Below are 26,485 nucleotides of genomic sequence, written 5' to 3'. Positions count from 1 at the left end.
GCTTCACCGCCTTGGCCAACTGGTTGGCCAAGGCGGTGAAAGGGTGTGACGCAAGGGGTCAACTGGGGGGGCAGGGTGCTGTCATCGAGGACGCACAGCAGCTGAAAAATCTTTTCCATAAGTCCACCGTTCAGCGGTGAACTGAAGGCTTCACTTTTGACGGCTTGCACAAAGCCGCAGTGAACGCCATAATCAGCTCACGTTATGTGTGTTGAACAGGTGATCCGCAACCAAACGGCCTGTTCAAGATTTTCCAAAAAGCCCCGCCGGCAAGCGGGGCTTTTTGGTTTCTGCGATTCGTGAATCTACATCGTCGCTTTCCTGCAAATAAAACTGTGCCGGATAGTAACATGGGGCCCTCGCTTTTCGCCCTACAAAATCCGCTGCTTTCAACGAGCTAGGACGCTTTCCTGGCCACCACCGGTCCTGCCGGGCTCGTTGTGCTCAACAGCCGTGGGTAAAGCCCGCGCCGGAACCGCTGAAAATCAGCCGCGTCAAGCCAGACGGCACTGGCCTCCCATGCGTCCGTAATCGCACCGTCGAGCCGATCCTGGCTGATCAGCAGAGACGCTTCGTCATTGCGGCCATTGTCGTTGCGGATAAATTCACAAAGGTGGTTTGTCATTGTTGTCATTCCTTGTACGCGTTTCAGTGCCAATAGCTGGATGCAAACTGCCAGACCTACAGCGCCCCACTGGAACATCCGCTCGGGGTTGGACGCAGTCGGCCCAGGACGCGCAGGATTTCGTTTTCTAAGGCAACTTTTGCTTCGAGGTCGCCCAGCTGCGTATGCCGTTCTGCCACGCACCTCAGCAAGCCAGGCAGGTGACCGTGCCGGGGCAACTCCTGGCCGTTCGTGACCCGATAGCCTTTGTGATACGCCGTCGCGATGTAACCCTGCGTCTCCAATGACCGCAGGGCTTCGCGCACCGGCATCCGGCTGACCTGGAAGGCATTGGCAATGGCTTGCTGCGTAAGCCGTTCACTCGGTTCAAGTCGTCCGTCCATGATGGCTGCGCGCAGCGCTTCTTCAATGGCCTCGCGGGGCAGCGCTATCGGCTGTGCCAGGCCGTGGGCCAGGCGTTCAAGCACCTGCTGAGCGTGCAGTTTTTGCGTTCTGTGGCTAATCATGTCCTTCACCTCTTTAACGGATGCGAACTGGCCCCTGCGCTGTAGCGCTGGGCTCAGCGCTGCACATGATTGAGGGGGTTGTGATGCGTATCAGGGATTGCTTGAGAGCCCCGAAGAGCGGAGCGGGTAGATCAGTCGATCATCAGGCTAGCTTTCTTGCCAGTGGCCGCATATTCCTACCAGTGCGCGATAGCCTGTGCCTGCTTATAGCGTGGGTAGCGAGTGCGAACATCGCCCTGTGCCGTGTGAAGAATGACTAGAAATGTCATTAGGTTGCCCTCAAGAATTAGATTCGACAGGGCAAAGTTAACCCTTATCGGTCAACTCATCAAGAGATAATTAACTTCTATCGGTAAAAAATTGATACGTCCTCGGCAAGGTTGCTGACCTTGTTAAAATCGGCCACCTTTCTGGATAGCAGTGATGGGGTGATGCTAAATTCGCGGCATAGCTCTATCTGCTTGCGGCCCTCGATAAGGTGACCGCGTAGTGCAGCGACGATTGCTTCACTGCGGATTCCGGTTAGGCGAAGCAACGCGGAAAAGTGGTCAGGGTCCACTTCACCAGGTACCAATTTGTGTTTTTCAGCCACCGCGAACCTCAATCAAAAGTTTACCTAATTTAGTTAAATATCCCATGAATGCGTGGACATGAACACCCTGCGCAAGCGAATGCAGTCCTAAAAAACCACCTCCAGGCAAGGAGGTGGTGTAGCCAGACGGCTCAGTCCATGCTCATGCCGTCTTCTTCATCAGGGGATGACAGCTCCGGTGTGCCCGCTGCTTCGGCCTGCCCCTTGGGCGTGGTCTCGGCCACTTCCCGTTCAGGCGCGACCGGCTGCGCTGACCATTCGCGGCGGTTGACCGTTTTGTCCGTGACAGTGCCGTCCTCTTCGATGACCTGCACAACGACAGGCTGGGTGCCCAGGTCTTGCAAACGTACCTGGTCGCCTTGCTTCAGATCTGCGTCGCTCATGGCCTCTTCCAGCCCTACGCCCCACACCGTGCGGGGCTTACCGCCCTCGGGCTTGAGCGTCACGAAATAGCTCATCTGGTTGTCGTCATTGTGCTGATACGGTGCTTCCCCATGCTCGATAAGCGTGCCCTCGATGATCTTGTTCCTGGACTCGGATGACGCTTGAGGGGCCGGGTACAAGCGGTCTTCCACCTCATTGACTATCTGGGCAGCCATCGCCGTCAGGTGGTCCAGGTCATCGACCAACTTAGGTGAGTTTTCGACTTGCTTGTAAGCATCGACAATGCTGGCTTTGAACGCTTCGCGGTAGCTATCGTTTTCCATGTAAGCCGTCAGCATGGCAGCGGCTTCCGGGGTCTTGTCATCCGCCGCAATAAGCCAGATGGCGTGGTCTTTACCTCGCAAGCCCATGACCGTATCAGAGGCTCTGACATCCGCTTCGGACATCGGGAAATCACGACGCCATTGTGCTTCAAGCCTGACCAGCTCGCTGGGGCTCTGCAGGTCCGGATCGTTGGCCCGACTGGTCTGCACTTCAGCTGTTGCTGCGAAATCGGCAGTCGATTGCGCACGCTGCGCCTGCCATTGCGCAAAGGCCTGATCGCCCTTGGGCTCACCACGTTTTGGAATGCCCAGCGTGGTCGCCACCAGTTCGACTAACGAAACGCGCATCCGCTCTGGCACGAAGTCCAGCTCTTTGGTCAGTACCTGGCTAACCTGCTCAGCGGTTTTTCCTTCTCTATATAGCGCCTCGATTGTCACTGTAACGCCCAACTTATCCACCAGGTCCCGTATCTCCCGTGAGGAGTCATCAACGTGCCGAGGCAGGTCGTTGGCATTAGCCGGCGTAGGCTTTGCGGCTTCCGGGTTCACTGGTGCCGGCGCTGGGCTTGTGCCAGCTGAAGTACTCACCGGCTCAGGCGTGCTGGTCTGTGCCTCAGACGTGGCCGGCGCGGTGGAATCCACATCAGGGTGAGCACGCTGTGCCTGCCATTGCGCAAAAGCCTGGTCGCCTTTGGGCTGACTGCGGTCAGGAATGCCCAGGGTGATCGCCACCGTCTCCACGAACGCAATGCGCTCCGGCTCGGGAACAGTGTCGAGCTGGGTGGCCAGCGCCTGGCTAACCTGGTCAGCCGTTTTTCCTTGGCCATACAGCGCTTCGATAGGCACGGTAACGCCTAGGCGATCCGCCTGGTCCCGCACGTCCCGTGTGGCGTCATCAACGTGCCGAGGCAAGTCGGTGGCAGGACCAATGCTCTGGCCATCACGTTCGATGTCCAGCTCTGCACGGCGGTCAGCCAGGCTTTGATTCATGGCCTTGTCGGTGAAATGCACGTCCAGGCCATTCTTGGCCACCGCCTCGATCACCAGCTTTTTGAATTCGGCAGTGCCGTTGATCGTCAGTGTGCTGCCAAACCTTTCCCGGGCCAGCTGGAGGGCTACGGACACCCCGGCTTCGGTGATGCCCGTGCGGCGCATGGAAATGGTGGTACCCGTGTCGACAAACAAAGTCTTGTCGGTCTGTTTGTCCAGGTAATGCACGTTCTGACTGAACTTGGCCTTGCGCGTGTAAAGATCCTTGGCGCTGAGGTCGCGGGCCCGCTCACTGGCGGCGACTGGATCAACCTGTTTGGCGAAGCGATCCATGACCCGCTTCACCCGTTCACGCACGCCTTCGGGGGCAGGTCCCCTCGCGCCGCTAATGCTGAAGCCTGGGTCTTCTTTTTCATCGTCTAAGAGATTGCGTATAGCTGCACTGCCCATGAGATTTACCTCGATGTTGGGTTTCGGGTTGTGGAACTGTTCACGCGCTTTGAGCCGCTCGAACGTCAGCACGGAAACCAGCTGCGCCTTGTCTTGGCGGGTTAAGCGTTGATCGGAGAACACGGCGCGCCTGAGCGCGAAATACTGCTGATCGATCCGGCGTATGGCCCGGCGGTTGGCCAGAGCGATCTGGTTGTGCTGCGCCTGCCGCGTGAAATACGCGGCCACCGTGGAGGCGTGTTTGTTAACGGTCAGGGCCTTGATGGAAGCCCGCTTGAAAACCAGCGCCTTATCTGCGGGTCGTTTGAGCGGATCGAACAGCATCCGGGCGCGCTGCTCGATGTCAGCCACCGTGGCGACCCGGTGGGGGTTCTTGGCGTAGGGCGGGACGACAGAGCCAGGCCGCCATTGGCGGGGAGGGCGAGGCTTGCCTGAAGTCCTGGGCCTACGACCGGCAGTGGAGCGTCCAGGCGTTGCTGTCACAGTCGCTGCCTTGGGCACCGACGTGACGGAAGGTGTTCGGTAGAACACCAGCGCGTTGTCAGAAGGCCGCTTGAGCGGGTCAAACAGGAGTCGGCCCCGCTCCTCGATGTCCGCGATGGTCGCAACGCGGTGCGGGTTCTTGGCATATGGCGGGACTACGCGTCCGGCTCGTACTCTGGCGTTTCGGGATTTTCCAGCTCCGGTCCGGCGTCGGCCTGCAGCGCCTGCTGGCGTTGCTGTTCCCGTTGCTTCCTGAGAAACGGCGGCAGGCCCGCTTCCTCCTCTTCCTCGCTCAGCTGTGGACCCGTTCCGTCTTCCTCGTCCTCCTGCTGGTACAGGTGGTCGCAATCCAGGATCTCCTCCTGGTTGCGACTGTCCCACGTGAACGTGTGCATCACTGGGCAGTAACACCGCACCGTCACGGCTTCGGGTCGGTCCGGCTTGCCGGTGATCTGCCACATGGCTGACGGACAGGTCTTGCACGCCATCGGCAGGCTCGGCAGTGCGTCGCCCTCTAGTTTCAGAAGGACTTCGCTGGTGATCTCTCTGTCGTTGCCCGGTCTGTACGTTGTCATAGGAATCTCCATAAGTTTGATAAAACTTCTGTTCACATTCGTTTAGGATTCGCACCCGATCTTCAGGCGATGACTCCACGTAAAATTTCCGAAAGTCAGGGCCTGCCTTACTGACATACTTAATTTCTTTGGCTCGTTGTGGCCATTCCAGCAAACGGTCACGAATAATATTTGGATCAAGCGGGGGTTTCTTCAATTCACGCCGGACGATGAAGTCATCTTGAAAAATCGTATCTTTAAGATTGGTAAATTTCGCATCGCCAGGCAGCTTGACGGCAATGTACTCATTTGCTTTGTCTTTGTTGCGCACGCGAGTTTCACCATGCTCGGCAACCAGTGCATAGAATCCGGATCGCGTTTGTACACCTTGCTCAATAACCTGCTTGACCAGGTCTTGCTTAAACTGCCGATTCTTTCCGTAAAAGTCATCGCCTTTATAGCGCGATAGAACACTGGCAGCGTCTTTTATATCGGCCCGTACATGCTCTCGCGGCGAAGAAAGGTTATACTTATGATTGACATACTCTTGAAAAGCTTCCAGATACTTTTCAGACTGCGCATAGTTTGAACCTACCGGATCAAAAATATTACCTGACAACAGGTTCCTTTTAGGAATGACAATATGAATGTGCGGCTTGCGCTCTATTTGCTCGCCTGTTCTTTTATCCGCGAGCGTTTTTATTTTGGGCAGATGCGCTTCTGCATAAAAGTTGAATTCCTCCTCCTTATAGGCGTACATCATGAACTGCTTGAATTCTTGCGTAATGTTATCAAGCACTTCATGCGGAATATGATCCTCACGAAACGCGAGGGTAATGGTCAAGTAGCGATCTTGGCCTTTGTCTTCAATGCTTTCGTACACCACGCGGGTCAGGTCAAGGTCGCCGTAGAGAATAACGCGATGATCGAGTTCATCACGGGTAAATTCACGGCCAGACTTTGTCCCTTCTTCCAAATATTCCTGAACACCAGCGTTGTAGCCTCTAACTCTTATCAGCACGGTCCACCCCAGCTAAAAGCAAGTCCCGAATAGACATGAGGGTATTTGAAATTTTCAGGTACAAACCTTCTGAAACAATGCCTCTGTGGTGGGCCTGGTGAACTCGCTTGGCAAGTTGGTTCAGGTTGTTACTGGACTTGTTGAAGATGAAAACCAGCCGCTCCTGGTCCACCGAAGCCGCTTTGAATACCGGAGTTTTGTTGAGCAGCAGCTCGCGGAAGAACACCGAGGACTTGGTGCCCGACTGCTGCATGATTTTTTCAAAGGGTGCGTACTGTTCTTCGGTCAGCCGAAAGGACACTACGCGATCCTTGTTGGGCTTTTTGGGCATGGCTTCACCTCTATCGACAACAACCGACAATGACAAGTGACCGACGACGCTGTACCGCTCTGCGGGGTTTCAAAGGGGTATCCCCTTTGGCACGGACGATGTTTTCAAAAAGGCGAAGCTCTTTTTGTAAACAATCGTCAACGTGCCTGTTTAGCGAATTCGAGATAGGGGGTCAGCAGGGTCAACCCACGGGTTACATCAGAATTGCATCAGAAATGCTCGGTATTACGTCAGTAATGCTTGGCATTGCGTTTTTCTACATCAGTGTTACGCTCGAATACGACAGATTTACATCACATTTACATCACTTTGAACGCAGCAAGGGGCAAATCGTGGCTCAAGAAACCAAAAACCGGCGTGAGGCGTTGGCAGAACTGGCCCAGGACAGCAAAGCCAGGTCCTACACTGCGCAAATCCGCGACCTGTATGACGTGATCGAAAACGCCTTGGACTCAGGTGTGAGCAGGACGGTGATTCATCAGAAACTGGTGGATACCGGGCTGACCATCAGCCTTCGTCACTTCGACCAGGCGCTGTACAGAATCCGTAAAAGCCATAAACGAGCCGGACAGGTTAAACACCCCCTACCTGAAAAAGGCGACAGCGCAGCGGTCAACAAACCCGCGTTGCTGGATGGCGATAAGACCACGCCAAGAGCCAACATCAGGCAAAGCATGAAGCAGATCAGGGAGGAGGTGGAAAACACGAATTGGGCTGAAGTCATCAGTGACGCGAACAGAACTTCCAAGCCATGACAGTGGTATGGTTGTTGGCTCAGTAGTTACTGCGCGAACTGTTTTTTAATGGCGGACGGTAGCGTATCAATGACAGCCTGCTGTTTTTTGTATTCGTGATAAAACCATCGATTGGTTTCATTCACGTCCTGAGCCTTTATCGCTACCCACCCCATTGCACACACCACCGCGATGCTCACGGCCACAAATCCCGACAGGACAATGTAATTGAACCGTGAGGCCTGGGTGTCACGGAAGTTACCGGATAAAGCACTAACCCGCTTTTCCAAGTCATTGATTTTGATCGCTGCGCGCTGCAAAGCAGGTTCAAACACTCGCTCTAAACTCTGGTGAATGGCCGTGGACATTTCCAAAGCAACGTCTACACCTGCTTTGGCAGCAGTCGCTTGAATGACTTCCTTTGTCGTTTCTTGCAAAAGCAACGCGGTGTCTTCCGCATCCTCTACAGCGTCGGCCACAATATCCAGTGAATCCCTCATCGATAGCTCAAGCAACTGCGGAATGCGTTTAACATCATCGTGCAAACGGCCTACGTCGCTCAACAGCTCAATGATCAGAGCATCACGCGCAGTAGTTGGGATAGTTTCATGTTCATTCATTTGATCACCTCAAGGCCAAACAGCGCTGTGAATACCCCATCAAGCTTGCGATTGACGCCTTTACACAAGAGCTTCAGTCCGTACATATCAGACCAACGATCACGCTCTTGTGCGCTGGCCTCTTTGTCCTTGAGAAGTGCTTTGTAGTCGGTGTCATCGTCCATGACGCTCTGCATTGAAATGCGGTGGATAGACAAAGCGTCAAACAATTCTGATTCGAACACGGCACATTCAGTATTCAACGTGAAGGCACTGGCGCGCTGGTGAAAAGCAAAAATAATCGGGAACTCTGTTTTCACGTCTTTTTTGACACGATTGAACAGTACAAGGATCTTTTCAGGGGGTACGCCAAGTGAGGCCAGGCTACTAATCATGCTGACCGTTTCTTTTTGCTCCTTGGTACCCGAGGTGACCGGAATCACGAAATAGTCAACTTCCTCATGGGCTTCATCAAACTCCTCCAGGTTGGCCATGAAATCTTCAACGTTGGACGCTCCAACGTCGATGATGGCGCGATCCTCCAGCATGAGTCGCTTGAACACCTCGCGGAATTCATCGCCGCGAAGTTTCTCAACATCCAAGCCAAGGTTCTCAGCCGTTTCGTTGATTGACTCAATGGCATAGAGCGGCGCGCCGCCCATACGTGGCCACAGCAGGTTTGCCGCGATAGTCGTTTTGCCAACGGTGCCGGTGTAATTGATGACCACGACTTTCTTTTTAATGAATTTCATTTGGGTAATCCTTGAATAGAGGGGTTCGCACCGGGTAAACACCACCCGGTGTGCTTGATCTGAAATTGTTGATGCCGGGCGGTTTGAACACCAAGGGCGCGGCCCTTGTCATCTCGCAACGGCCGCGTTGACCTCGGGAGCGCGGGGCGGTGAAGCTACCCCACACTCCCAAGGTGAGCCTTTTCTGAACGAGGTAGCGTCAAGTGTGCGCTGCGCCCGTGCTTCCGTTCGCCGCGACGATAGAGCGCGTCACGACGAGCCGGGAGCGCGGCACCTGACGTGTTCAAGTCCGAGAATGGGTATGGAACTGGATACTGCTGAGAGCGGTGATCAGCCCTGATGACTGTTCGCGTCGATGTCATCGGTGTTGAGCCGGGCCATCTCCCGTAGCGCGAGTGGAAGTGTCTGCAACTCCCAGTCCGCTTCAAGCGGTGGTACCAGGTGACGCTGTTCTGCGATACACAGGCATTGCAGCAGTGTGGCCAAGGACACGCCCAGGCTTGCCCCTGCATGACTGTCATGGAACTCGAACACTGCCGCCAGATCTGGCGGCAATAGGTGTGTCATTCGGGTATTGGACATTGAATCCCCCTCTTTGCAGCGATATCGTGAGCCAGTGCCAACAGCGTTTCATTACGCCAGGCTCGCTCAGGTGGCACATGGATCAGCGCTTCGAACCGATCAGGGTCAAAAACGATCTGTGTTTCATACACTTTCGGGGCCTTGGCTGGCTCGTTGAAGCGGGTGAAGTCTTGAACCCTCAGTTTCAGGGTTTCGATCAGGCTTCCATCCTCAGGATCGACCGCTACTCGGTGATGCAGACATTGCAGTTCGAGCTTGAAGAACTGCTTTTTTTTGTCACTGGTTAGTTGACCCTCTTCTGTCAGCATGGCCGCCGGGACCTTTGTACGAATCCCCTGCGCTAACTCTGCGTTGTTACCCACGTACTGACCGTATAGGCTTTGCGCGGGTCCAAAATACGCAATCATCCAGGGCAGGTTTCGCAAGTGCGCCCCGGTGTAAAGGTAGCCTTCCGAGTCCAACCACTGATCAAGCATCCGACCCGCAAATCTGTCCGAGAATGAAAAGCCAAAGTCTGTGCGCAGGATCAGCACAATCCGATCAAACTCAGTGATGGCCAGGTCGATGAGTTCCTGCGAAACCGGCCCCGGCGCACGGCGATTGCTTTTGCTGCGGGCAGATGCCTTGATCTTGTAGGGGCAGAATTCAAGGTCGAGTCGATTAAAGACAAATCCATCAACGGGCTCTCCAAGGTGACTGCCGTACCTTCGGGCGCGCTCTACCGCTTCCTTGTAAACACCCTTGAGCTGAATGGCGTTATCGCAGTAGGGGCAGACGGCATAGTGCCGATCTTCGCTCCGGTGTTTCCCGGGCCTGAACCACGGTGCGCGCCGCCCCAGCAGCTCTTCAACATTGTCCCTGTTGACCCTGTGGGCCGGAACGCGTCCTGGCGTGACCTTAAAATGTGCAACCATCGTATCTCTCCACCCGTGCCCACCAATGCTCTGACAACGGTGCCATGACAGCTTGCTGTTGAGCAAACCGAATCGCCTCCATCACTGAGCCGTAGGTTAGATTCAATTTCTGGCCGGCTGCACTTTCCAGCTCGAACACCAACGAACATGCACAGGCTTCGCCTTGCACCTCGGTAACCCCCACCAAACGGGCGATGGGTAGGCAGTCTTGCTGATTGAAGCTTTCTGTCTGGTCCATTTGCATACCTTGCAAGTAGGCCCGGCACAAGGGCGTGCCGAGCGTTGGTTATGGTCAGGGAGATTGCTGCGAGGGTGGGTCAGACCAGCATCCAGCTGAACCGGTAGGGGTCCATGAAGGGAATATCGTCATCTCCGGCTCCAAAATCCCCGGCGGGTTGCGGTGCAGGCGCTTTGGCCTGTGTCTGCTTGCCTGATGCACGTTGAGGTTTTGGTGCGGCTTTGCCTTTGCCGGACGATTTTTCCGATGCCGCCTGCTTAGGAGCTTGCTGCCGAGGGGCTTCTTGGTGATCGCTGTCACTGCTGCCGTGACCGTTCTGCCCTTGTTGGGAGTCGCCCTGTGGACGGCCACCCAGCAACTGCATCGTGCCCTGCATGTCCACGACGATTTCCGTGGTGTAGCGCTTGATACCGTCCTTTTCCCATTCACGGGTTTGCAGCTTGCCCTCGATGTACACCTGCGAACCCTTGCGCAGGTATTCACCGGCGATTTCGGCGACCTTGCCGAACAGCGACACGCGGTGCCATTCGGTCTTCTCGACCTTCTGCCCGCTCTGCTTGTCGGTCCATTGCTCGCTGGTAGCCAGGCTCAGGTTGGTTACCGCCGTGCCGTTGGGCAGGTAACGACAGTCCGGGTCTTGTCCGCAGGTGCCTACCAGGATCACTTTATTGATGCCACGCGCCATGATTGCGCTCCTTCTTCAATGAGTTTGTTAAGGGGTGTCTTCGTTTGGGTCAAACACGAATATCGTGCTCAGAAGCTCACGGCCACGGGCTGTGGACTGCTCAGCTGGGCCCAGCAACAATGCCGTTGAACCGTCTGCCGACAACTCAAACTCTGCAAAGCAGTTGTCGCAATCCACTGGACGCCAGGTCATTTCCCACGCTTTGACGTTGACGATATCCACGGTCGCGGGGGTTTCGCAGTTGGGGCAGTGCGCCGTCATCGTTTCACCGGCTGGCCACTGCGCCGCCTTGGGCTGTTGTTCCTCTGGCATAGCTAAAGCCTCCTTTGGAGAGAGGGGGTCACGCGCGCGTGGGCTTGCGGCTGAATACGAATTCCAGCTTGGCTTCGTGATTGAGCTTCAGGGCCGCTTCAAAGGACTTGCCGGTTTTCTTGCTGTGAAAACCCTTCAGTACGCCGGTCTTGCCATTCGTCAGCAGCGCCTCGATCTGGCCAGGCGACAACATCTTGCCGCTGACTTCCGGATGGAACTTGAAGGCGCAGGCGCGACATCCGATCACTCGCGGGGTAACAGCCAGTTCACCCCCACACATGGGGCACTGGGCGTTCAGGCTGTCGAGTACCGGCTTACCGTCGCCTTGCACGTTGCCCAGGTCGATGTTCTGCACCTGGTCTGCAATGAAGGCCTCCAGTTCGTCCAGGAACGCGTCCACGGTCAGTTCACCGGCCTCGATCATCTGTTGCTGTTCATGCCAGAGCGCGGTCATGTCCGGCGTGGTCGCAATCGCTGGCAACGCGGCGATGAACTCCAGACCCAACGCGGTAGGGATCAGTTTTTTCTTCTCTACCGCGTAGAAACCCCGCTCCTGAAGCTTGGCCAGCACTGCGCCACGGGTCGCCGGGGTGCCTATGCCGCCGTTCTCACCTTTCTTGCCCTGGTCACGGTCGATCAGCAACTGCTTGATGCGCGGGTCTTTCACATACTTGGCGACCCGCCGTAGGTCCTTTAGCAGCTCGGCTTCGGTGTAGAGCGGCAGGGGCTTGGTCTTTTCCTTGGCCACCGTGATGCCGTCGCACACTCCGGCGTCACCGACTTTCAGATCCGCCAGTGCATCGAAGGGGCTCGCGACCTCGGCGGCGTCCGACGCGTCTTCGTCTTGCTCGTTTTCTTCAGTGACCTGCGCCGTCCACCCTGGCTGTGTCACTTTGGTGGAGCGCGCAACGAAGGTGTGGCCATTCACGCCAAAACGCACTTCGGCACTGAGGTAGCGTTTTTCGGGCAAGAACTGCGCGACGTAGCGTTTGACGATGGCCAGGTAAACGGCGCGTTCATCGGCGCTCAGCTGGGCGATATCGATCTTTACCGCCGTTGGGATGATCGCGGTGTGCGCCGAGACCTTGCTGTCGTCGAAAGCCCGGCTTTTGCGTTCCGAATTCACCTCGGTGAACATCCCGGCCAAGTCGGGCAGGGCTTCGCTGAGCAGGCTCAAGGTCTGCGGAGCCTCGGCAAACTGCTCCTCGGACAGGTAACTGCAATCGGAACGGTTATAGGTGATGGCCTTGTATTTCTCGCGCAGCGCCTGGGTCAGGGCCAGGGTCTTTTCGGCATCAATGCTGTGGGTCTTGCTCATGTACACCTGGAGGTCGAGCAACGCGAACGGCAAGGGTGCCGGGGTTTGCTTCTCCTCCACACGGGCCTCGATCACGTCCGCAGGCTTCATTCGGCACGCGTCGGCTACCTGCGTGGCATACGCCTCGTCGATGATGCGGTTCTTGTCATCGATGGGGGCATCCGCGGCCACCACGAGGCGGCCCTGCGCACGACGGCTACCAAAGGCCAGGCTTGCCGCAACCGTGTAGTAAAACGCACTGGCGTGACCTTTGTTGGCCAGGTAACGATTAACGATCAGTCCCAAGATCGGGGTTTGCACGCGGCCCACTGACAACACGCTTTTGACGCCCTTGGCCCTACCGGCCAGGGTGCAGGCGCGGGTCATGTTGAAGCCGTACAACTGATCACCAATGCTGCGGGCCAGTGCCTTCTGGAACAGGCCGTAAAACTCGGTGTTGTCGCGCAGGCCGTCCAACGCTTTGCGGGCGGCATTGGCGTTCATGTCGTTGATCAAGATGCGTTTGACCGGCGCGGTGTTGCCGAAATGCACCAGGACCTCGTCGACCAGCAACTGGCCTTCGTCGTCCGGGTCACCGGCGTGGACGATTTGCGAGGCGCGACCGATCAGCTGCTGGACCACTTTGAGCTGGTCGCGAGTGCGCGCAATGGGCTGGTACTTGGCCGGGCGCAGCTTCAGGGGCAAGTCGGCCTGAACCCAGTTTTTATAATCGGGGTTGTGAACCTCGGGCGGGGCCAGTTCAAGCAGGTGGCCCACGCACCAGGTGACGATATCGTGGCTGCCGCACTCGAAATAGCCGTCCTTGCGTATGACGGTGCCCAGCGCCTCGGCAATGACCTGGCCCAAGGCGGGCTTTTCCGCAATGAATACTCGCATGGTGTTCTCCTTGTCAGGATCTGGGGCTTAGCCCCGGACCTTGCCGAACTTGTCGTTGATTTTTTGGGTGTAGCTCTGATCAGCACCGGGGCAGCTGTTGAGGTAGTCCTGGCGCGCCGTGGCGGTCTGGCTCCATTTGATGTTCCCGTGCTTCTTGACCAGGATGCTGAAGTAGTCCTGTTCGGCGCTGCGGCATTCGCTGCCACCGCTGTTGCCGGTGAATTTGCCGTAGAGGCACAGCACGGACTTGCACGGGTCACCGGCGAAGGCTGAGCCACTGCCCAGCAGGCACACTGCGAACAGTGCGCAGACCCGCGTTTTGCCGCGACCGGGCACGGCGTTGCCAGCGGCATGACCCTGGCGGTCAGCCGTTTTGCAGTAGGTATTCATGTTTTGCTCCTGCAGACGCATGGGTGCGCCGGTGGGGGGACTACATCGGTTCCGAGGTGTCGTCAGCCTGAAAAGGCTCTGGATCAGGCTCGACCTCAACTGGCTGTGCCTTATCCGCTTCGGCCTGAGCCACTTCGGACGCTTTGTCTTTGGGATTCCAGCGCTGTCGCTGTTCGGCCTGCATGGGCTTGGTGTCTGCCACTGCGACCTTGGATTCGATGGTGCGCACCGGCACGGTTAACGCGTCGATCTTGGAGGCGTCACCCACGGGTAAGGGCGGCGGCGGCAGCTTTTCTCGTGACTTGAACACCTCTTCCTCGTAGTAATAAATCTTGCGAGCCAAAATTTTCAGGGCCGGGGTGGTTTGGGTCCCCTGTACGAAGATCAACTGTTTGTCATAAGGCAGCTCGTTGACCTCTTGGGGCAGCATCAAGGGCCGGGGTTGTTCGCTGTAACTATCTGTTTGGCCTCGAGCACCTATCTCGTGCTTCTGCCTGTTCAATGACTGGTTATGGACGCGCACGGTGGTATTGCCCAAGCGCCTGCTGTACTCCTCGGCCAGCTTGATGTCGCCGGGGGCGAACACGATTTCGTTGTGAATCGCCTTCATGATGCCGTTGGCAGCTTCCTCGCCATAAATAGCGCGCAGCTGATCCTTGCCCTGGAAGATGAAGAAAAACCTCAGCCCCGCGCCTCGGGTCAATGCGGGCGCGGTCTCCAAGATTTCAATACGGCCCATGATGGCCAGCTCATCCATTAATAGGGCAAGCTGGTACTTGTACCGAAGCGTGCCGTCTGCACAGTGTCCGCCTTGCTCCGGTATGACTTTGGAATTGAGCCGTATTGCCTGAGTGAAGAACAGGTTCATCAGAGGGCCATACTTCTTCAGCGAACCCTCGGTGACGCTAAAGTACGCGGTCATCTTTTCTTCCCGGGCTTTAGACAGGTCGATGTCATCCCCTGACACTGCCCAGGCCACCGTCTTCTCGGCATACACCGACAACACGTCGCGCACGATGTCCACGGTGGTGGACCAACCGCTGCTCTTGTTTTTCGAGGCCTCGAATACACCATTAAGCTCGCGAAGGGCTTCAAAGGAGAGCGCATTAGGGCCGGTGCTGCGCAGCTCGATGATCTGCTGAGCCCACGTCCCCATCCCTGTCCCCAATGAGCCAATTTCGTAGGCCTGGGGCAACGTGAAGGGCATGTCCGGCGTTTCCATCAGGTACAGCAGCATGGCGGTGAAGACGTTGCCCGCCTTGTTGTACCACTCCTGGTTCTTGGGGTTGTCGGAGACAAACAGCACCCTGGCGATCGTGCGAATCTCCCCCAGCCGGTAGAGCGGATCGCGGTTGATTGCGCTCAGGGGGTTCCAGCGGTGCGTCTCCAGACGCTCAGGTGAAAAGCGATAGACCTTGTGCCCTGCAGCAGCCCGGAACCCCGAGGTGATTTCCCAGTTTTCAAATTTCGGATCGTTGACCACCATTGAGTCGGGGTAGCTGAGCAGGTTGGGGATCACAGCCCCGACCCCTTTCCCGGTGCCAGGTGGTGCGGCCAGCATCACGAACTGTTGCCCGTAGCTGGCCAGAAACGAATCCTCAGTGGGGTGCTTGCCCAAGAGGAAAGCGGGATGCTCCTCGATCCGTTTTTGAGGGTTGGTCGGGCTGATGGGTTTGGATTTAGCTCTGGCCATCAGCGGACACCTGCTCGACGCTCAATCGCCTGGGCGTCGAGGCGTTGTTGCAGGGCGATGGCCACCTGCTGATTGGCCTGGATCTGCCTAAGCGACTCACTGATCTCATCGAGCTGGGCGAGTGCGATACCAATCCCCAGCCAGGCTGCAATGGCGAAGACAACGCCCAGTGCAATGGGTAAGGGCAAACCCAGTAAGAGAAGGGGTTTCGATTCTTGTAAATTTTCCATTGGACTCTCCTGCAAGTTACTCCGGACACAGCTCGGCCCCAGTCGGCAATGAGCGACTGCGTGGCTGTGCATAAAGGGGTTTGTTAGTGCGTACTTGTAAACGCCAGACAGCTAATTGCCGACTGCGTAGCGGTGCATTGGGATGGTTTGAAAATGCGGGAGTATCAGACGGCGATGTTGGTGCAATGCCTACTTGCTGGTGTTCTTGTATTCGCCCTGGTACTCGAACTGGCGCAGCTCGCGGTTGTTGGCAAAGCGGGCATCACCGTGCAGCGAGGTTTTGGGCTTCAAGCGCACGAAAAGGGCCATCAGCGTGATGCCTACTGGCAAGAAGGTGAGGGCAGCCGTCACACACCAAGACCACGGCACGTACAGCATCCGCCGGTCGTTCCAGGCCAGCTTGCGGGTCTCCCATAGCGTGTCCCAGGCCAAACCCGCGAAGTGACCTTGGGTCAGGTGCAGATACATAGCCCCCCCTGCGTACAGCCCGATAACGAAGCACACAGCCATCATGAACACGATTGATAGCAAGATTTTCCACCACATGGCGTTCTCCTAGGCAGCTCGTTGACGCTGGCCATTGAGCAAGGCCAGCTTGTGTTCGGGTTCGTAATGCACTTCTTCGATGTAGGTGTTTTCCATGTACACGACCACGTCAAATGAGGTGCGCACCAGGCGCTCGATGTACGCGTAATCCAGACCGAGGCCGATTGGTGACTGCTTCACCAGGCCGCACACACGGGCGTAGCCTGCTTCACTGTCATTGGCGTGCGCAGTGGTCACGGTGCCCTTGGTGCCGGTGTTCAGAATCTCGATGTAGTGCCACACCTCGTCACCGGTCAGCTCGGCCAAAAACAGGTGGTCAGGCTTCATCCGCATCGCGCTGGCCACCAGGGCTTTGGGCGTCACCACATGGCCATAGAGCAAATGCACATGGTTAGGGTGGAAGGGCATGGGGTCCTCCAGTATTTCCTGGATCGTGATCATGCGGCGGTTAACCGGAAACATGTCGATCAGCGACTTGCCGTAAGTGGTTTTACCCGACCCTGGCCCGCCAAAAATGATGATGTTCTGGCGATTAGCGATGGCGATTTCCATGAATCGGTGCCACTCGCCGGCTGCGTGGGCTTCCTGCATGTCGCGCTGCCAGGCTTTCAGGGTCAGTATCGGTGAAGCGATGGCCCTGGCTCGGTCATAGCGGCCACTGTTGACGTAATCCATATGGGTGAAGCGATCCAAAGAGGGTTTTCGAAACGTCATCGACAAGGTGCCCTCTTCGCACGCCGGGGCCATGACGATCTGGCCCCGCTCCCCGCCAGGTAATTTCACAGTGTGAATAGGTGAGTGAGGAGCCAGTACGCGGTATCTCAGCGCACAGAGCGCATTGGCCAGCCGCCAGCACAGGTTGTAGGTGAGCCAAGGCGCTTCTTCGTGTTCCCAGCCGTTTGGACCGTCCACCCACAGCTCGTAAGGCCGGTTGATGGCCACGTCCTTGGTGCCCTGACGATTTAGGCGCTCGGTGGCACCTGCCTGGTCGAGGAAGTCCAGGACCAGCGTGTCTTCGGTAAGTCCTTGCTCTTCAGTCATGAATACTCCTTAGCGGTTCTCGAAAACCGATGAAAAGTCGATGTCGCGGGCCACGATGACAGTGATCACGGTGCCCGGCAGCAGGTGTGCGGTGTCCGGAATGTTGATGGTGCTGTCCAACGCCTTGTTGGCCATGCTCTCCACGTTCTGCTCGCTGTTGTTCACCGTGTAGCCTCCGGACCCCGAGCTTTTCTGCGTGGTGTTGGACGCGGCCTGAAGCGCGTCCTGGATGAACGACAACATCACTGCACCGCCAAAGCGCTGCATGTAGTGGCGATTGATCCAGGCTTCAGTACCGCTGGCTCCCATGGGGCCTGCACCGAGACTGTCCAGCTTGGCCCGCACTCCCGATTGGGTTTCAAGTTCTTGCCAGGTGGTAAACACGCTGGTTTCACCTGGCCCTACCTGAACTGTCTGCTCGCCGGTCAGCTTGTCCCCGGCCGCAGCAATCACTGTGGAGCCATCGGCGGAATACAGCGGATCGGTCAGACGACAATCCACCATCCCAGGGTGGGTACTGATGATTTCGGTGTACAGCGCGCAGCGCGTGTAGGTGTTGTGACTGACCAGGTACTTGCGGTTCGGTGCCAGGTACGCCTTGGCCGCGGTGAAGGTGGTGCCGCCCAGATTGCTCAGGCTGCTGCGTTTTCTGGTGGACGATTCACCACCCAGACCGCTGCTCGATCCGCCCTGAATGTCGCCCAGCATTGAAGGCGGCAGGGATGGCTGCTCGCCGGACGGCAGTTGCGGCTGAGTATTCCCGGTACCAGTACCCTGCGCGTCTTCCGAGGTGACCAACATTTCACGTCCCAGTTTGCGTTGCCGGGGGGTCTGTTCTACGGGCGGGTTCTGGCCGGGAGAGCCGGGTGGTGGCGGCGCACTACCGGCATGGTCCTGACCGGCTTTTCCGCGCTCGGCATCCTCTTTATCCTTTTGCTCCTTGGCCAATCGCTCCCTTTCCGCTCGGGCTCGCCTTTCCTCTTCGGCTTTGTCAGCGGCCAGTTTGGCTTCCCGTGCCTTTTTCATGCTGTCGTCACTGCCCAGATTCACGTCCAGGGTCGCGTCCTTCTTGACGTGGGTCTCATCGACCTCGGAGCCGGTGGTTTTCATCTGGGAAATGGTGAAGTACCAGAGTCCGCCAATCATCAGCAGCCCTACAAACACCAGCCCGGCCATGCCCAGGTAAAGCGTCTTCTTGTTTTGGGTATCGCCTGTGCGTTTGGCCCGCACATCAAAGGCCCCACGGGCCTGGGTGCTAGCGGGCTCGGAGGCCGGTGCCTGTTCCGGGGCTGCTGTGGTCGCTGCTGATTCGGGCGGCCCGATGCTGTCCGGCCCTGGGGTGCTCTCCGGAGTTTGGTCATTGTCATTGTTCTGCATGCTTGAGCTCCCGAATCTCGCCGGTGGTGGTCCCGTTGAAGTTGTACCCCGTGTTCACCTGAGCGGTAGGCCGGGCCTCTACAACCAAGCCGTTTAGGCGGAACCGAAACAACCGGCTGACCCCATGCACCACGACCACGTTCTGTTCGTTGTGCGCGTCGGCCACGGTTTCGGTGCCATCGGGCAGTACCTGGTACAGCACCGGGCGCGGCCCGTTACCGGTGAAGCGGAAGCAGGTCAGCATGCCGTTGTCCCAGCCCTCATACGGCCCTATCGACTTGCTCTCTGCGTTCGAGCGCTTTTGATAGGGGCCGTTTTGCACCGGGCCGTCGCAGGGGTTGCCGGGGTCACGGCGAGCCGCGACGGATTTTTTCGGCGGCTCGGGGTAGGTGAAGCGCAGCGCGTAGGTCATGTCCGCAGGCTCACTCACCAGTTTCAGCTCCAGCAGGTAGGTGTGCCGGTTGGTGTTGATCACCAGGTTGGTATTGGGCTCCTGATCGGTGATGGGTTTGATGGCCACCAGGTTACCGGCCTTGTTCGGGCCGATGGACCAGGCTTTCGGATCGCCAGACACCATCAGGCCTGACGCCTCGTTGATGGTCTCGTTGGCCGGAAGCTGAACCAGCGAGGTACGACCTATCGAGGCCTGGATGCGGTACACGTTGTCCGGGCTGTAAACAGCGGTCTGCACGCGCCGGTCCAGCGCAGAGCTGCTACCCATGCTCTCGGCTAAGACCGGCAGGCCGAACGTTAGGAGTAACAAGGTGGCGAAGCTGGAAACTGCTTTATTTCCCATTGGACACCCCCACTTCCTGGGTCATCGTATAGGCCCTGACCCCGAAGCCACGGGGGTTAAGCCACTGGTCACCGGCTTTTTTGGCCGGATTGTTGTAGTCGTAAGTCACTGTCGCAACCCACGTCACAGGGGCCAGCTGGGGATCGGGGGTGCCGTTGCGATCCAGCACGGTTTTGGTGATCCGCACCTGGGCGGTGCCTGCCCGGTCTTTACGCTCAAGGAAATTGATATTGTTGATGTCAGTACGAATCTGCCGGTTGGTCCCCAGCACTTCCAGATAGCCTTTAGAGGACAATTGGAAGTTGCGGTACTCGGTAAACGTCTCGTCATAAGACATCAACTTGACCATGCTGTAATTGGCATCGTTACTCGAAAAGTTGTAGCTCTCGCGAAAGCGCGCATAGGCAGAAAGCCAGAACTCGTCATCGATCTGCTCCTGTGGCTTGCCTTTGTCGTTGGCCCACACGACGTCCGTGTAGCCGGAGTTGTTATCGACCCGCACCAGCCCGAGCTGCACGGTCTTGAGCGGGGTCAGGCCCAGCACAGCGGCGATCGACATAAAGGTCAGCACACCGAAGAAGCCCGCCAGGCGACGGGCGTTTTTGGTCTTGGCCTTCTCTTCGGCGGCGATGTTCTTCTCGAAAAACCGCGCTGCGTGGGTAAAGGCCTGCTCAGCCAGGCTGATTTCTTGTGCGGTGGCCGCATCGATGCTGGTACGGGCGGCCAGTTGGCGCTCCTGGTCAATCACGTCCTGTTTGGATTTTCGTAGCTTTTTCATAAGTCACCTAAACCTGGACAAACACGTGCTGCGCGGATCAGTTCGCGGAGCATTTGGAATCGTTGGGCGGGGCCTCGGCAGGCTTTGCCGGGGACGCGCTTGCCGGACGCTTTGAAGGGGTGGTCTTGAGCGACTGGGCCTTGGGCGCAGGGCTCGCTGCTGGCAGCACCCGGCCAGGCGCGGGAGCAGGCGTTGCCGCGGGAGCAGCGCGAGGCGCAGGGGCATGGGTGAAGGGCATGTCTTCCCATTGCCCTTCCGGTTCGGACAGTTTGGGTGCAGAGCCACACCCTGAAAGCAAGGCAGCCGAAAGCAGCCCGCTCAAAGCAAGTTTGAAATTCATAGTGGAGTACCTAAGAGAATCGAGGGTGTTGCAAGTAAGGAGAGGGCGTAGCCGGTGAAGCGTTGTGTTATTTGATGTTGTTGCGTCCCCTCCGCAGTCTTGAAATGCCGGCAGCGACACCGCGTGTCATGCCTTTAGCTGCGCTAAACCCTGAAATACGGCTGACCATTCCGCCTCCGGAGGGGCCACCGCCCATGATGGAGGCAGCTTGCCCAGGCAGCTCGATGACAAGCGCTGTGAACGTGCAGAAGACAATCAGCATGGTGAGATTGCCCGCCAGACTGGTGTCCATGACGCCACTTTTAATCATCACGGTGTTGATAAAACCGATTTCGATAGCCAGCACGACCGATATCAGGACCTGAGCCAACATAAAACCACCGATGGCTGCAACCCAACCCCAAAAATACTGTTTGGTCTGGTCAAACAGTAAAAAGGCGATGAACAAAGGCCCTACGGCCACGATAGCCGTTGTCGATACTTTCAGGACGAAGAGCGTGGCGACGGCGGCAAGCAAGAACGGGATGCCTCCCAGCACATAAAACACCACTGCTTGAATCCCCAACCAAATATCAGCAAAACTGGCGTCGAAGATATCGAAGTTCATGGCTCCTATCAGGGCGTCTAGGTTTGAAGCGTAAGCAACGATCAGGCTGTCGATCTGGTTGATTTGCGTGCCCTCCTGACCGGACAAATTCCCCCCCATCCAATTGGGGAGGCCGGTGATAAAAGGCACAATCGTCTGGACATACCATTGCAGGTTGAATGCACAGCCTGCAATGAACGCCATTTTCGCGATTTCTTTGGCCACATCCTCAAAGGCAACGTTCATCCCACGGTACAGCCACTGCATGTTGCGAAGCGTGAAGTGGATCAACCACATGGTGCCGAAGAGCGCCCCAAGCCCCAGCATCACCTTGGCCATCCCGGTGACCAGGGCGCTTTGCAGAGCGGCATCAACGAAATCAAACAACGTCTTGGCTATGTTTCTGATGTCCATGCCGCCTCCGTTATTTTGCTCGGGTATAGGTGGTGCTGTCGTAATAGATGATGTCGCCTTCCAGGCGCATGCTTACAAGACCGCCACGCATACTAAGTACCGTATCCGACTCCGCCTTGGCTTCTAAAAGCTTCATGCTTTTTCGTTTTTCTCCAAGACCCAAAGTATCATTCGTGGTTTCAAGGTTTACGTGGAAGATTTCTCCGTCTTTTGAGATATCCATGACAAAGGTTGGTTTACCCATCCTTTTCATGTTTTCTCCAGTCCATCGCCCCACAAATCCATCCCCTTTGCTTTCAAAGCAACCCGACAGCGCCAGTGCAAACAACACCAAGCAAGAAAAAGCCGTCATTTTTTTAAACATAGGTCACATTCCCTTTTTGAAGTTATTGGTTAATCACTCATAGCTAGGCCGCACACTCGTTTTACCCCTCATGTAGTCACGGAACGCTTGTGCCCGTTTTTCGTTTTCCATTTTCTCTTGCTGCTGCTGAAGCATCTGCATGTTGGCCAGCCGCATCTGCTGGTTTTGCTGCTCGATCAGCTCCTGCTGGTAACGCAGCTGTAAATCCTCCTTCTGCTGTGGGGTCTGCACCTCGTTTAACCGGGCCCTTAGCAGCTCGGCGTTCTTGACCCGTTCAGTGCTGGCGTTGTAATTGCGCTCCAGCGCATCGGCAGCCGACATCATCTGATCGAATTTCGCCTGCACGCTGGCATTATCCGAAGTTAAGCCGTAGCGGTCACGCAAACTGGCGATATCCCGTCCAGTGCTATACACATCGGCCCAGTCCCCCAGAGGCATGACCTTGTTCAAGGCGGGATCGTTCAGGAACCCACCCAACATGTCGTTGCCGGTGATGATGCTTTTGTAGTGGTTGTATTGCTGCGCGGTCTGTGTGATCGCGTCTTTGGCCGTGCTCAGCGCGTCCATCGCCTGCTTGGCCTGGGCCAACGCATTCGCCTTCAGCGCGAGCAGGTTAGACGGATCCAGGACCGGAACGCCTGGTACTGCCGCATGCGCAGCAGGCAGGACTGTGGTCAACATGAGCGCGCTAAGCGCGTAAGCCATCACGTGATTTTTCATGGCTAAACCTCTATTTCATTCTGTTCCTGAAGGGCTTTCCAGGCTTTTTGAAAGGCTGGCATCCAGCGCTGTGCTTCCCGCGTGTTCATGGACTGGCGCAAGCCCTCGGCATAGTCGAACGCAGGCAGCCACACGGCGGGATCGTCGGTGTTCAACCATTGGCGCACGGCCTCGGCCACCAGGAACGCATCGACCCACACCGTGGGATCGGTCGTGCCCAGGTGTTGCCGAATACGCTCAGCGACCGCCAGGTTCTTTTTTGTAGCTGATAACAGCGGCAGCCAATACTTGAGCGGGCCGTCCAGCTCCATCTTCAGCTTCACCGACTGGTTACCCTGCTGCACCACCATTTCCCGGCTCAACGGCCCCATATCACGCACGGCCTCGAACAACTTGCCCGTGACGCCGAACTTCGCGTAACTGTCAGCCTGGGCATTTTTGTTTGGCAGCCAGATGGGGGTCGTCACTTGCTGAATGACTGCCGCAGCGTAAGGCGTTGCCAGCGCTTGCTCGGGGTACTGGGTGTCCATGATCAGGATTTCCCCGCGCATGCGTCCGCTCTGCAGGACCTCCTTGATTGCATCCGCTGTGCTTTTGAACGACAACGGTGCCCAGTACTCGGCCACTACGTTCAGCAGCAGGTTGCCGGGTCGGGCCTGATGCATTTCGCGCTTCATGTAGAACAGCGTGTTCAGAAACGCTTCCATGACTTCCGGGTGCTTATCGGCATAGTCGTTCTTGAGAAGCTGCGTGCAGTCAAAGGCCAGACGCCGGTAGGTTTGCGCATTGAACTGGTTGATGGGCGAGTCCAGAACCCAGGCGTACTGACCTTCGCGGCCTTCACCGGCCAGACGGCACCATTTCGATAGCCGGGTGTGCAGGCAATTGCCACCCCGAAGAGGGATGTTTTGCAGCAGCAGCGACATGCCCCGAAGACGCACATTGGTGTGCGACATGACCGCTTCGACCGAATCCTTGATCGTGCGCTGGTCGGCTTCATCGGTCTTCGCAGGACCACCGGCGCAGCACAGCACCAGGTCATTCAGCATTTGCCGCAACCCAGGACTGTCGTGAAACTGAAACGGGTTGATGCCGGTGAAGTGCCCAGGCTGCACGGTGTAATACTCGGCCCCTAATGCACACAGCAGGTGTTTCAGCGACTCGTTGTAGTCGATACCGAAAATCAGCGGATCGAAGCGGCTGAGAAAGGTCAACAGGATGGCCTCATTGGTGGTTTTACCGACCCCTGTTTGGCCTGTGTAAACCGCATGACCTGGCAACATTTCACCGAGGTTGTTCTGGCCGGGCGGGCTGTCATGCACGTTGAGGACATATAACGCCTTGTTGGCCGTCAGCACGGGCATCAACCCTGTGCCATCGCCAATGGGGTTGCCCTTGACCTTGCCCGTAGGGGTGGAGTGCAGTGAAAAGCTGTCCGCCAGGTTCTCGGTCGATTTCATCATGGGGTACATGGCCTCGGTCACACCTGGGAACTGCGTGTACCAGGTATCGACGTTGCTCATGGTCGAACGCACAAAGGTCGCGTCACGCACCGTAAACACCGACGCCATTTTCGTGCCGTTCTCGATGGCCTGGTCCGGGGTCTTGCCGTAGACGATCAGAGAGGCGTGATAACGACCGAACGCCTTGTCACCCAGGGTGATGTCTTCGATGGCTTTTTCAAGCTCCTTGATTTGATGGGAGTCGTTTTCGACGGAGCCCAGATCCGCCTTGTGTTTCTGGAATTTGTCCTTGGCCTTGTTGCGGTCCTCGAACAGAAACGTTTGCACCAGGGTGAACTCGAATTGCTGCTCGTTGGCTTCATCCCACATGCCCGGGTAAGTCCCACCACTGGGGTAGTCGCGCAGGTCAAAGGTGGTCGCGAAACGCTGACCGCCTCGGTTGGGCCGGTTCTCCACAAAATCGTAGTTTTCAAAGTTGGTGACGCTATCAATGATCGCGTCGCCCAGACGGGTATCACTGACCAGCACGTCTTTTTCGTGCCCGTTGATCAGCAGGCTGTAGTAGCGCCCGATCTGCGAGAACAATGCGCCGTGTTCGTTCTCCTCCAGGCCCATGATCGCTGGGTCATATTCGGCCAGTAGGGTTCTGGTCAGTGACAACAGGTCGTTCATGCGCTGGATTCCGTCATCCAGCTCGCGGTACTTGAGAACCAGGGCAAGGCCGTAGCCCACCTGGTAGAAGGTGCCGTTGCGAAACGGTTCGGTATAAGCGTCCACGAAGTCCTGCAGGGCAGGCAGTGGCATCGTGTACTGCGTATCCAGCTCGATGCCTGTCTTGGTGGTGTAGGTGTGCACCAACAGGTTTTTTCCTTCTTTCTTGCCCAACGCCAGAAAGTAGCGGTTGCGGGTCTCGCACAGGCGGATCAGTTCTTCATCACTGCGGGTCTCTGGGGAGACCCCCTTGAGCTGGATCAGGCTCACCAGGCGATTGCCTGACAGGGTTGTCATGAGCTCGTCTACCGGATAGCCCATCAGCGGCACTTTGTCCTCCGCTGGCATAACGCTTTTGTGAAAATCGTGCGCCATAGAATTTGCTCCATTGCGGATTAATGGGGGTCAGCAACAACGGTTTGCCGTACTTGAGGTTCAGCCGGAGACGCCGCAGTGCAAAGCGGACGCGGCGTAAATATTGAGGATCGATCAGGCCAACAACCCTCAAGGCGATAAGGGCAATCAGGAATGGAGAGGCAACGACCAGGCCCCACACCCAGGACAGCAGAAACGTCGCGGCAACACCGAAGATCAAGCCGCCCATCAGCAATCCCACCATCGGCATGATGGGGATGTTCCAGAACATCGCGGGCCGACTCATCGCGTTGTAGCTTGGGGAAACCTCTTTTTTGAGCACTTCGTTACCGGCCATAAGCGCTCCTGGTCAACCCGGCACGCCGGTGCCGAATACCTGCCAAGCCGCTGTGCCGAGGAGCACAGATCCACCAACGACCAGCAGCACACCTACCTGCTCTAGGTAGTCCATGAAGGTGTGCGAGCGGTCGCCCGTGGAGCGAGCAATCAGCCATTGGGCACCTGACCAGATCAGGCAAATCAGGCCCAGGGTGCCCGCCAGGGTGTAGAGGCCCAGGCGGATATTGCTGCCCCACTGGTTTAACGTGGTCAGCCAGTCAGCGGAGGCGATACCGGGCAGGCAGGCCAAGGCCACTAATAAAATGCCCAGCTCGCCTTTGTTGGGCACAAGGGTACGTTTGATCATCATTGATCCTCTTTGGGGGGAGTTGAGGCTTCTTCAGGGGATGCAGCTGGTGGAGCTGGGGAAGCCGGTGGAGCAGAAACAGACGGTGGTGCAGGTGGCAGATAGCGCGGGTACTGGCGCAGCACGTCCCAGCTTTCATAGGTCGGCTCAACGGCGGACGCCGGGGCCTGAGCGCGCTGGAGCTTGTTCGGTTCGGGTGATCCGCCTTCCAGCGCGGGGACCGTCACGGTGGCCGTGCCTGCGTTGGCCAACACACGTTGCACATGGCTGCTGCCGCCAAAAGCTGCCTCAGCCTTGAATCCGCCTTTGGGGTTGCCGCTGTAGTAGCAGGAAATAGCCTTATGCAGCGCGGCCTGCCGGTTAGGCTCCTTGGCGCTGACCACTGCATAGCACTGTTCAAGAACAGCAGCGGACATGCGCAGGTTGGTGCAGGGTTCGAACACGGGTTCGGGTCGGCTGACATCGAAATGCTGCCGGTTGATCTGGCCCAGGCCAATGCTGAAGTCAGCGCCCTCTGCGACCAGCTTTTTCACCGCCAATACGGCTTCATCCAGGCTTTGCGGTTGACGCGGCAACACTCTGCCGACCACGCCAATGGCATAAGGATTGAAGGAGGATTCTGTCTTGACGATGGGAGTCAGCGTGTCTGGGTGTATCGAGGGAGCGCATTGCATAGCCAGGGCCAGAAAGGCACTGGTGGTGAGCAT

General features: G+C 57.1%; 33 protein-coding genes. 3 read left to right on the top strand and 30 right to left on the bottom strand.

Translation table 11 applies throughout. The annotated features are described in order from the left end of the window. Window positions 1-397: 397 nt before the first annotated feature. The 5 genes from MME58_RS27420 to MME58_RS27400 form a co-directional block, all read right to left on the bottom strand. Window positions 398-625 carry a hypothetical protein gene (locus MME58_RS27420; protein WP_055007031.1) on the bottom strand — a complete coding sequence of 76 codons (228 nt, stop codon included), beginning with the start codon at window positions 623-625 and terminating at the stop codon, window positions 398-400. 56 nt (window positions 626-681) lie between these two features. Then, complete coding sequence (locus tag MME58_RS27415; protein ID WP_055007030.1) at window positions 682-1,131, bottom strand: GntR family transcriptional regulator; 450 nt, start codon at window positions 1,129-1,131, stop codon at window positions 682-684. A 346-nt stretch (window positions 1,132-1,477) separates the two neighbouring features. Then, window positions 1,478-1,690, bottom strand: a complete 213-nt coding sequence (locus MME58_RS27410; RefSeq protein WP_233590997.1) for an adhesin biosynthesis transcription regulatory family protein — start codon at window positions 1,688-1,690, stop codon at window positions 1,478-1,480. Window positions 1,691-1,854: 164 nt separating this feature from the next. Further along, window positions 1,855-3,753, bottom strand: a complete 1,899-nt coding sequence (locus MME58_RS27405) for an LPD7 domain-containing protein (protein WP_325052491.1) — start codon at window positions 3,751-3,753, stop codon at window positions 1,855-1,857. A 755-nt stretch (window positions 3,754-4,508) separates the two neighbouring features. Next, entirely contained in the window at window positions 4,509-4,928 is a 420-nt protein-coding gene (locus tag MME58_RS27400) for a hypothetical protein (protein WP_055007028.1), read from the bottom strand. Between the two features lie 220 nt (window positions 4,929-5,148). On the opposite strand from MME58_RS27400, the gene MME58_RS27395 reads away from it, so the two are divergent. Continuing rightward, window positions 5,149-5,376: a hypothetical protein gene (locus MME58_RS27395; protein ID WP_147479857.1), complete on the top strand. Its 228-nt coding sequence runs from the start codon at window positions 5,149-5,151 to the stop codon at window positions 5,374-5,376. Between the two features lie 174 nt (window positions 5,377-5,550). Continuing rightward, entirely contained in the window at window positions 5,551-5,961 is a 411-nt protein-coding gene (locus MME58_RS27390) for a hypothetical protein (protein ID WP_055007026.1), read from the top strand. Here MME58_RS27390 and MME58_RS27385 read toward each other — a convergent pair. Next, a complete protein-coding gene (locus MME58_RS27385) occupies window positions 5,912-6,259 on the bottom strand; it encodes a plasmid mobilization protein (protein ID WP_024690819.1) in 348 nt (115 codons plus the stop codon). The two genes, MME58_RS27390 and MME58_RS27385, sit on opposite strands and share 50 nt — an antisense overlap. A gap of 215 nt (window positions 6,260-6,474) precedes the next feature. Between MME58_RS27385 and MME58_RS27380 the strand changes: the two genes are divergently transcribed. Then, window positions 6,475-7,014, top strand: coding sequence for a hypothetical protein (locus tag MME58_RS27380; protein ID WP_055007025.1), 540 nt, complete (start codon window positions 6,475-6,477; stop codon window positions 7,012-7,014). Window positions 7,015-7,040: 26 nt separating this feature from the next. Here MME58_RS27380 and MME58_RS27375 read toward each other — a convergent pair whose 3' ends face one another. The 24 genes from MME58_RS27375 to MME58_RS27260 form a co-directional block, all read right to left on the bottom strand. Next, entirely contained in the window at window positions 7,041-7,613 is a 573-nt protein-coding gene (locus tag MME58_RS27375; RefSeq protein ID WP_055007024.1) for a hypothetical protein, read from the bottom strand. Beyond that, entirely contained in the window at window positions 7,610-8,344 is a 735-nt protein-coding gene (gene stbB / locus MME58_RS27370) for a StbB family protein (protein ID WP_024690816.1), read from the bottom strand. The genes MME58_RS27375 and stbB overlap by 4 nt, the downstream gene beginning before the upstream one ends. 330 nt (window positions 8,345-8,674) lie before the next feature. Continuing rightward, on the bottom strand, window positions 8,675-8,926 hold the full coding sequence (locus MME58_RS27365; protein ID WP_055007441.1) for a hypothetical protein: 252 nt from the start codon (window positions 8,924-8,926) through the stop codon (window positions 8,675-8,677). Then, a complete protein-coding gene (locus MME58_RS27360) occupies window positions 8,908-9,840 on the bottom strand; it encodes a hypothetical protein (RefSeq protein ID WP_060409508.1) in 933 nt (310 codons plus the stop codon). Before MME58_RS27360 ends, MME58_RS27365 begins: the two co-directional genes overlap by 19 nt. Next, window positions 9,824-10,078: a hypothetical protein gene (locus MME58_RS27355; protein ID WP_055007022.1), complete on the bottom strand. Its 255-nt coding sequence runs from the start codon at window positions 10,076-10,078 to the stop codon at window positions 9,824-9,826. The genes MME58_RS27360 and MME58_RS27355 overlap by 17 nt, the downstream gene beginning before the upstream one ends. A gap of 79 nt (window positions 10,079-10,157) precedes the next feature. Further along, window positions 10,158-10,763, bottom strand: coding sequence for a single-stranded DNA-binding protein (locus MME58_RS27350; protein WP_053480973.1), 606 nt, complete (start codon window positions 10,761-10,763; stop codon window positions 10,158-10,160). 27 nt (window positions 10,764-10,790) lie between these two features. Further along, a complete protein-coding gene (locus MME58_RS27345) occupies window positions 10,791-11,075 on the bottom strand; it encodes a hypothetical protein (protein WP_031598159.1) in 285 nt (94 codons plus the stop codon). A 28-nt stretch (window positions 11,076-11,103) separates the two neighbouring features. Further along, a complete protein-coding gene (locus MME58_RS27340) occupies window positions 11,104-13,269 on the bottom strand; it encodes a type IA DNA topoisomerase (protein ID WP_055007021.1) in 2,166 nt (721 codons plus the stop codon). A gap of 27 nt (window positions 13,270-13,296) precedes the next feature. Further along, window positions 13,297-13,659 (bottom strand): TrbM/KikA/MpfK family conjugal transfer protein, encoded by a 363-nt coding sequence (locus tag MME58_RS27335; RefSeq protein ID WP_055007020.1) that lies wholly within the window; start codon window positions 13,657-13,659, stop codon window positions 13,297-13,299. 40 nt (window positions 13,660-13,699) lie between these two features. Beyond that, window positions 13,700-15,352, bottom strand: a complete 1,653-nt coding sequence (locus tag MME58_RS27330) for a type IV secretory system conjugative DNA transfer family protein (RefSeq protein ID WP_055007019.1) — start codon at window positions 15,350-15,352, stop codon at window positions 13,700-13,702. Next, window positions 15,352-15,582: a hypothetical protein gene (locus MME58_RS27325; RefSeq protein ID WP_055007018.1), complete on the bottom strand. Its 231-nt coding sequence runs from the start codon at window positions 15,580-15,582 to the stop codon at window positions 15,352-15,354. Before MME58_RS27325 ends, MME58_RS27330 begins: the two co-directional genes overlap by 1 nt. Window positions 15,583-15,771: 189 nt before the next feature. Next, window positions 15,772-16,128 carry a hypothetical protein gene (locus MME58_RS27320; protein WP_010217013.1) on the bottom strand — a complete coding sequence of 119 codons (357 nt, stop codon included), beginning with the start codon at window positions 16,126-16,128 and terminating at the stop codon, window positions 15,772-15,774. 9 nt (window positions 16,129-16,137) lie between these two features. Beyond that, a complete protein-coding gene (virB11, locus tag MME58_RS27315) occupies window positions 16,138-17,169 on the bottom strand; it encodes a P-type DNA transfer ATPase VirB11 (RefSeq protein WP_003436829.1) in 1,032 nt (343 codons plus the stop codon). Between the two features lie 9 nt (window positions 17,170-17,178). Then, a complete protein-coding gene (locus MME58_RS27310) occupies window positions 17,179-18,546 on the bottom strand; it encodes a TrbI/VirB10 family protein (protein WP_055007054.1) in 1,368 nt (455 codons plus the stop codon). Continuing rightward, window positions 18,533-19,342: a TrbG/VirB9 family P-type conjugative transfer protein gene (locus MME58_RS27305; RefSeq protein ID WP_055007053.1), complete on the bottom strand. Its 810-nt coding sequence runs from the start codon at window positions 19,340-19,342 to the stop codon at window positions 18,533-18,535. Before MME58_RS27305 ends, MME58_RS27310 begins: the two co-directional genes overlap by 14 nt. Next, window positions 19,332-20,120 carry a VirB8 family type IV secretion system protein gene (locus MME58_RS27300; RefSeq protein WP_011152912.1) on the bottom strand — a complete coding sequence of 263 codons (789 nt, stop codon included), beginning with the start codon at window positions 20,118-20,120 and terminating at the stop codon, window positions 19,332-19,334. Before MME58_RS27300 ends, MME58_RS27305 begins: the two co-directional genes overlap by 11 nt. 37 nt (window positions 20,121-20,157) lie before the next feature. Next, a complete protein-coding gene (locus MME58_RS27295; RefSeq protein ID WP_011152911.1) occupies window positions 20,158-20,460 on the bottom strand; it encodes a hypothetical protein in 303 nt (100 codons plus the stop codon). Window positions 20,461-20,527: 67 nt separating this feature from the next. Further along, window positions 20,528-21,460, bottom strand: coding sequence for a TrbL/VirB6 family protein (locus tag MME58_RS27290; protein ID WP_011152910.1), 933 nt, complete (start codon window positions 21,458-21,460; stop codon window positions 20,528-20,530). A 10-nt stretch (window positions 21,461-21,470) separates the two neighbouring features. Next, window positions 21,471-21,824 carry a hypothetical protein gene (locus tag MME58_RS27285; protein ID WP_054081656.1) on the bottom strand — a complete coding sequence of 118 codons (354 nt, stop codon included), beginning with the start codon at window positions 21,822-21,824 and terminating at the stop codon, window positions 21,471-21,473. Window positions 21,825-21,857: 33 nt separating this feature from the next. Continuing rightward, entirely contained in the window at window positions 21,858-22,544 is a 687-nt protein-coding gene (gene virB5 / locus MME58_RS27280) for a P-type DNA transfer protein VirB5 (RefSeq protein WP_011152909.1), read from the bottom strand. Window positions 22,545-22,546: 2 nt separating this feature from the next. Then, a complete protein-coding gene (locus MME58_RS27275) occupies window positions 22,547-25,039 on the bottom strand; it encodes a VirB4 family type IV secretion system protein (protein WP_228409383.1) in 2,493 nt (830 codons plus the stop codon). Continuing rightward, window positions 24,942-25,430, bottom strand: coding sequence for a VirB3 family type IV secretion system protein (locus MME58_RS27270; protein ID WP_080434040.1), 489 nt, complete (start codon window positions 25,428-25,430; stop codon window positions 24,942-24,944). Before MME58_RS27270 ends, MME58_RS27275 begins: the two co-directional genes overlap by 98 nt. A gap of 12 nt (window positions 25,431-25,442) precedes the next feature. Beyond that, window positions 25,443-25,778 carry a hypothetical protein gene (locus MME58_RS27265; protein WP_054081668.1) on the bottom strand — a complete coding sequence of 112 codons (336 nt, stop codon included), beginning with the start codon at window positions 25,776-25,778 and terminating at the stop codon, window positions 25,443-25,445. Then, window positions 25,778-26,485: a lytic transglycosylase domain-containing protein gene (locus tag MME58_RS27260; protein ID WP_055007052.1), complete on the bottom strand. Its 708-nt coding sequence runs from the start codon at window positions 26,483-26,485 to the stop codon at window positions 25,778-25,780. The genes MME58_RS27265 and MME58_RS27260 overlap by 1 nt, the downstream gene beginning before the upstream one ends.

The organism is Pseudomonas syringae pv. tagetis (assembly GCF_022557255.1).
GTDB classification, from domain to species: Bacteria; Pseudomonadota; Gammaproteobacteria; order Pseudomonadales; family Pseudomonadaceae; genus Aquipseudomonas; species Aquipseudomonas caricapapayae.
Note: the sequence above shows the minus strand (reverse complement) of the source record. Positions and strands in the feature narration are given on the sequence as shown.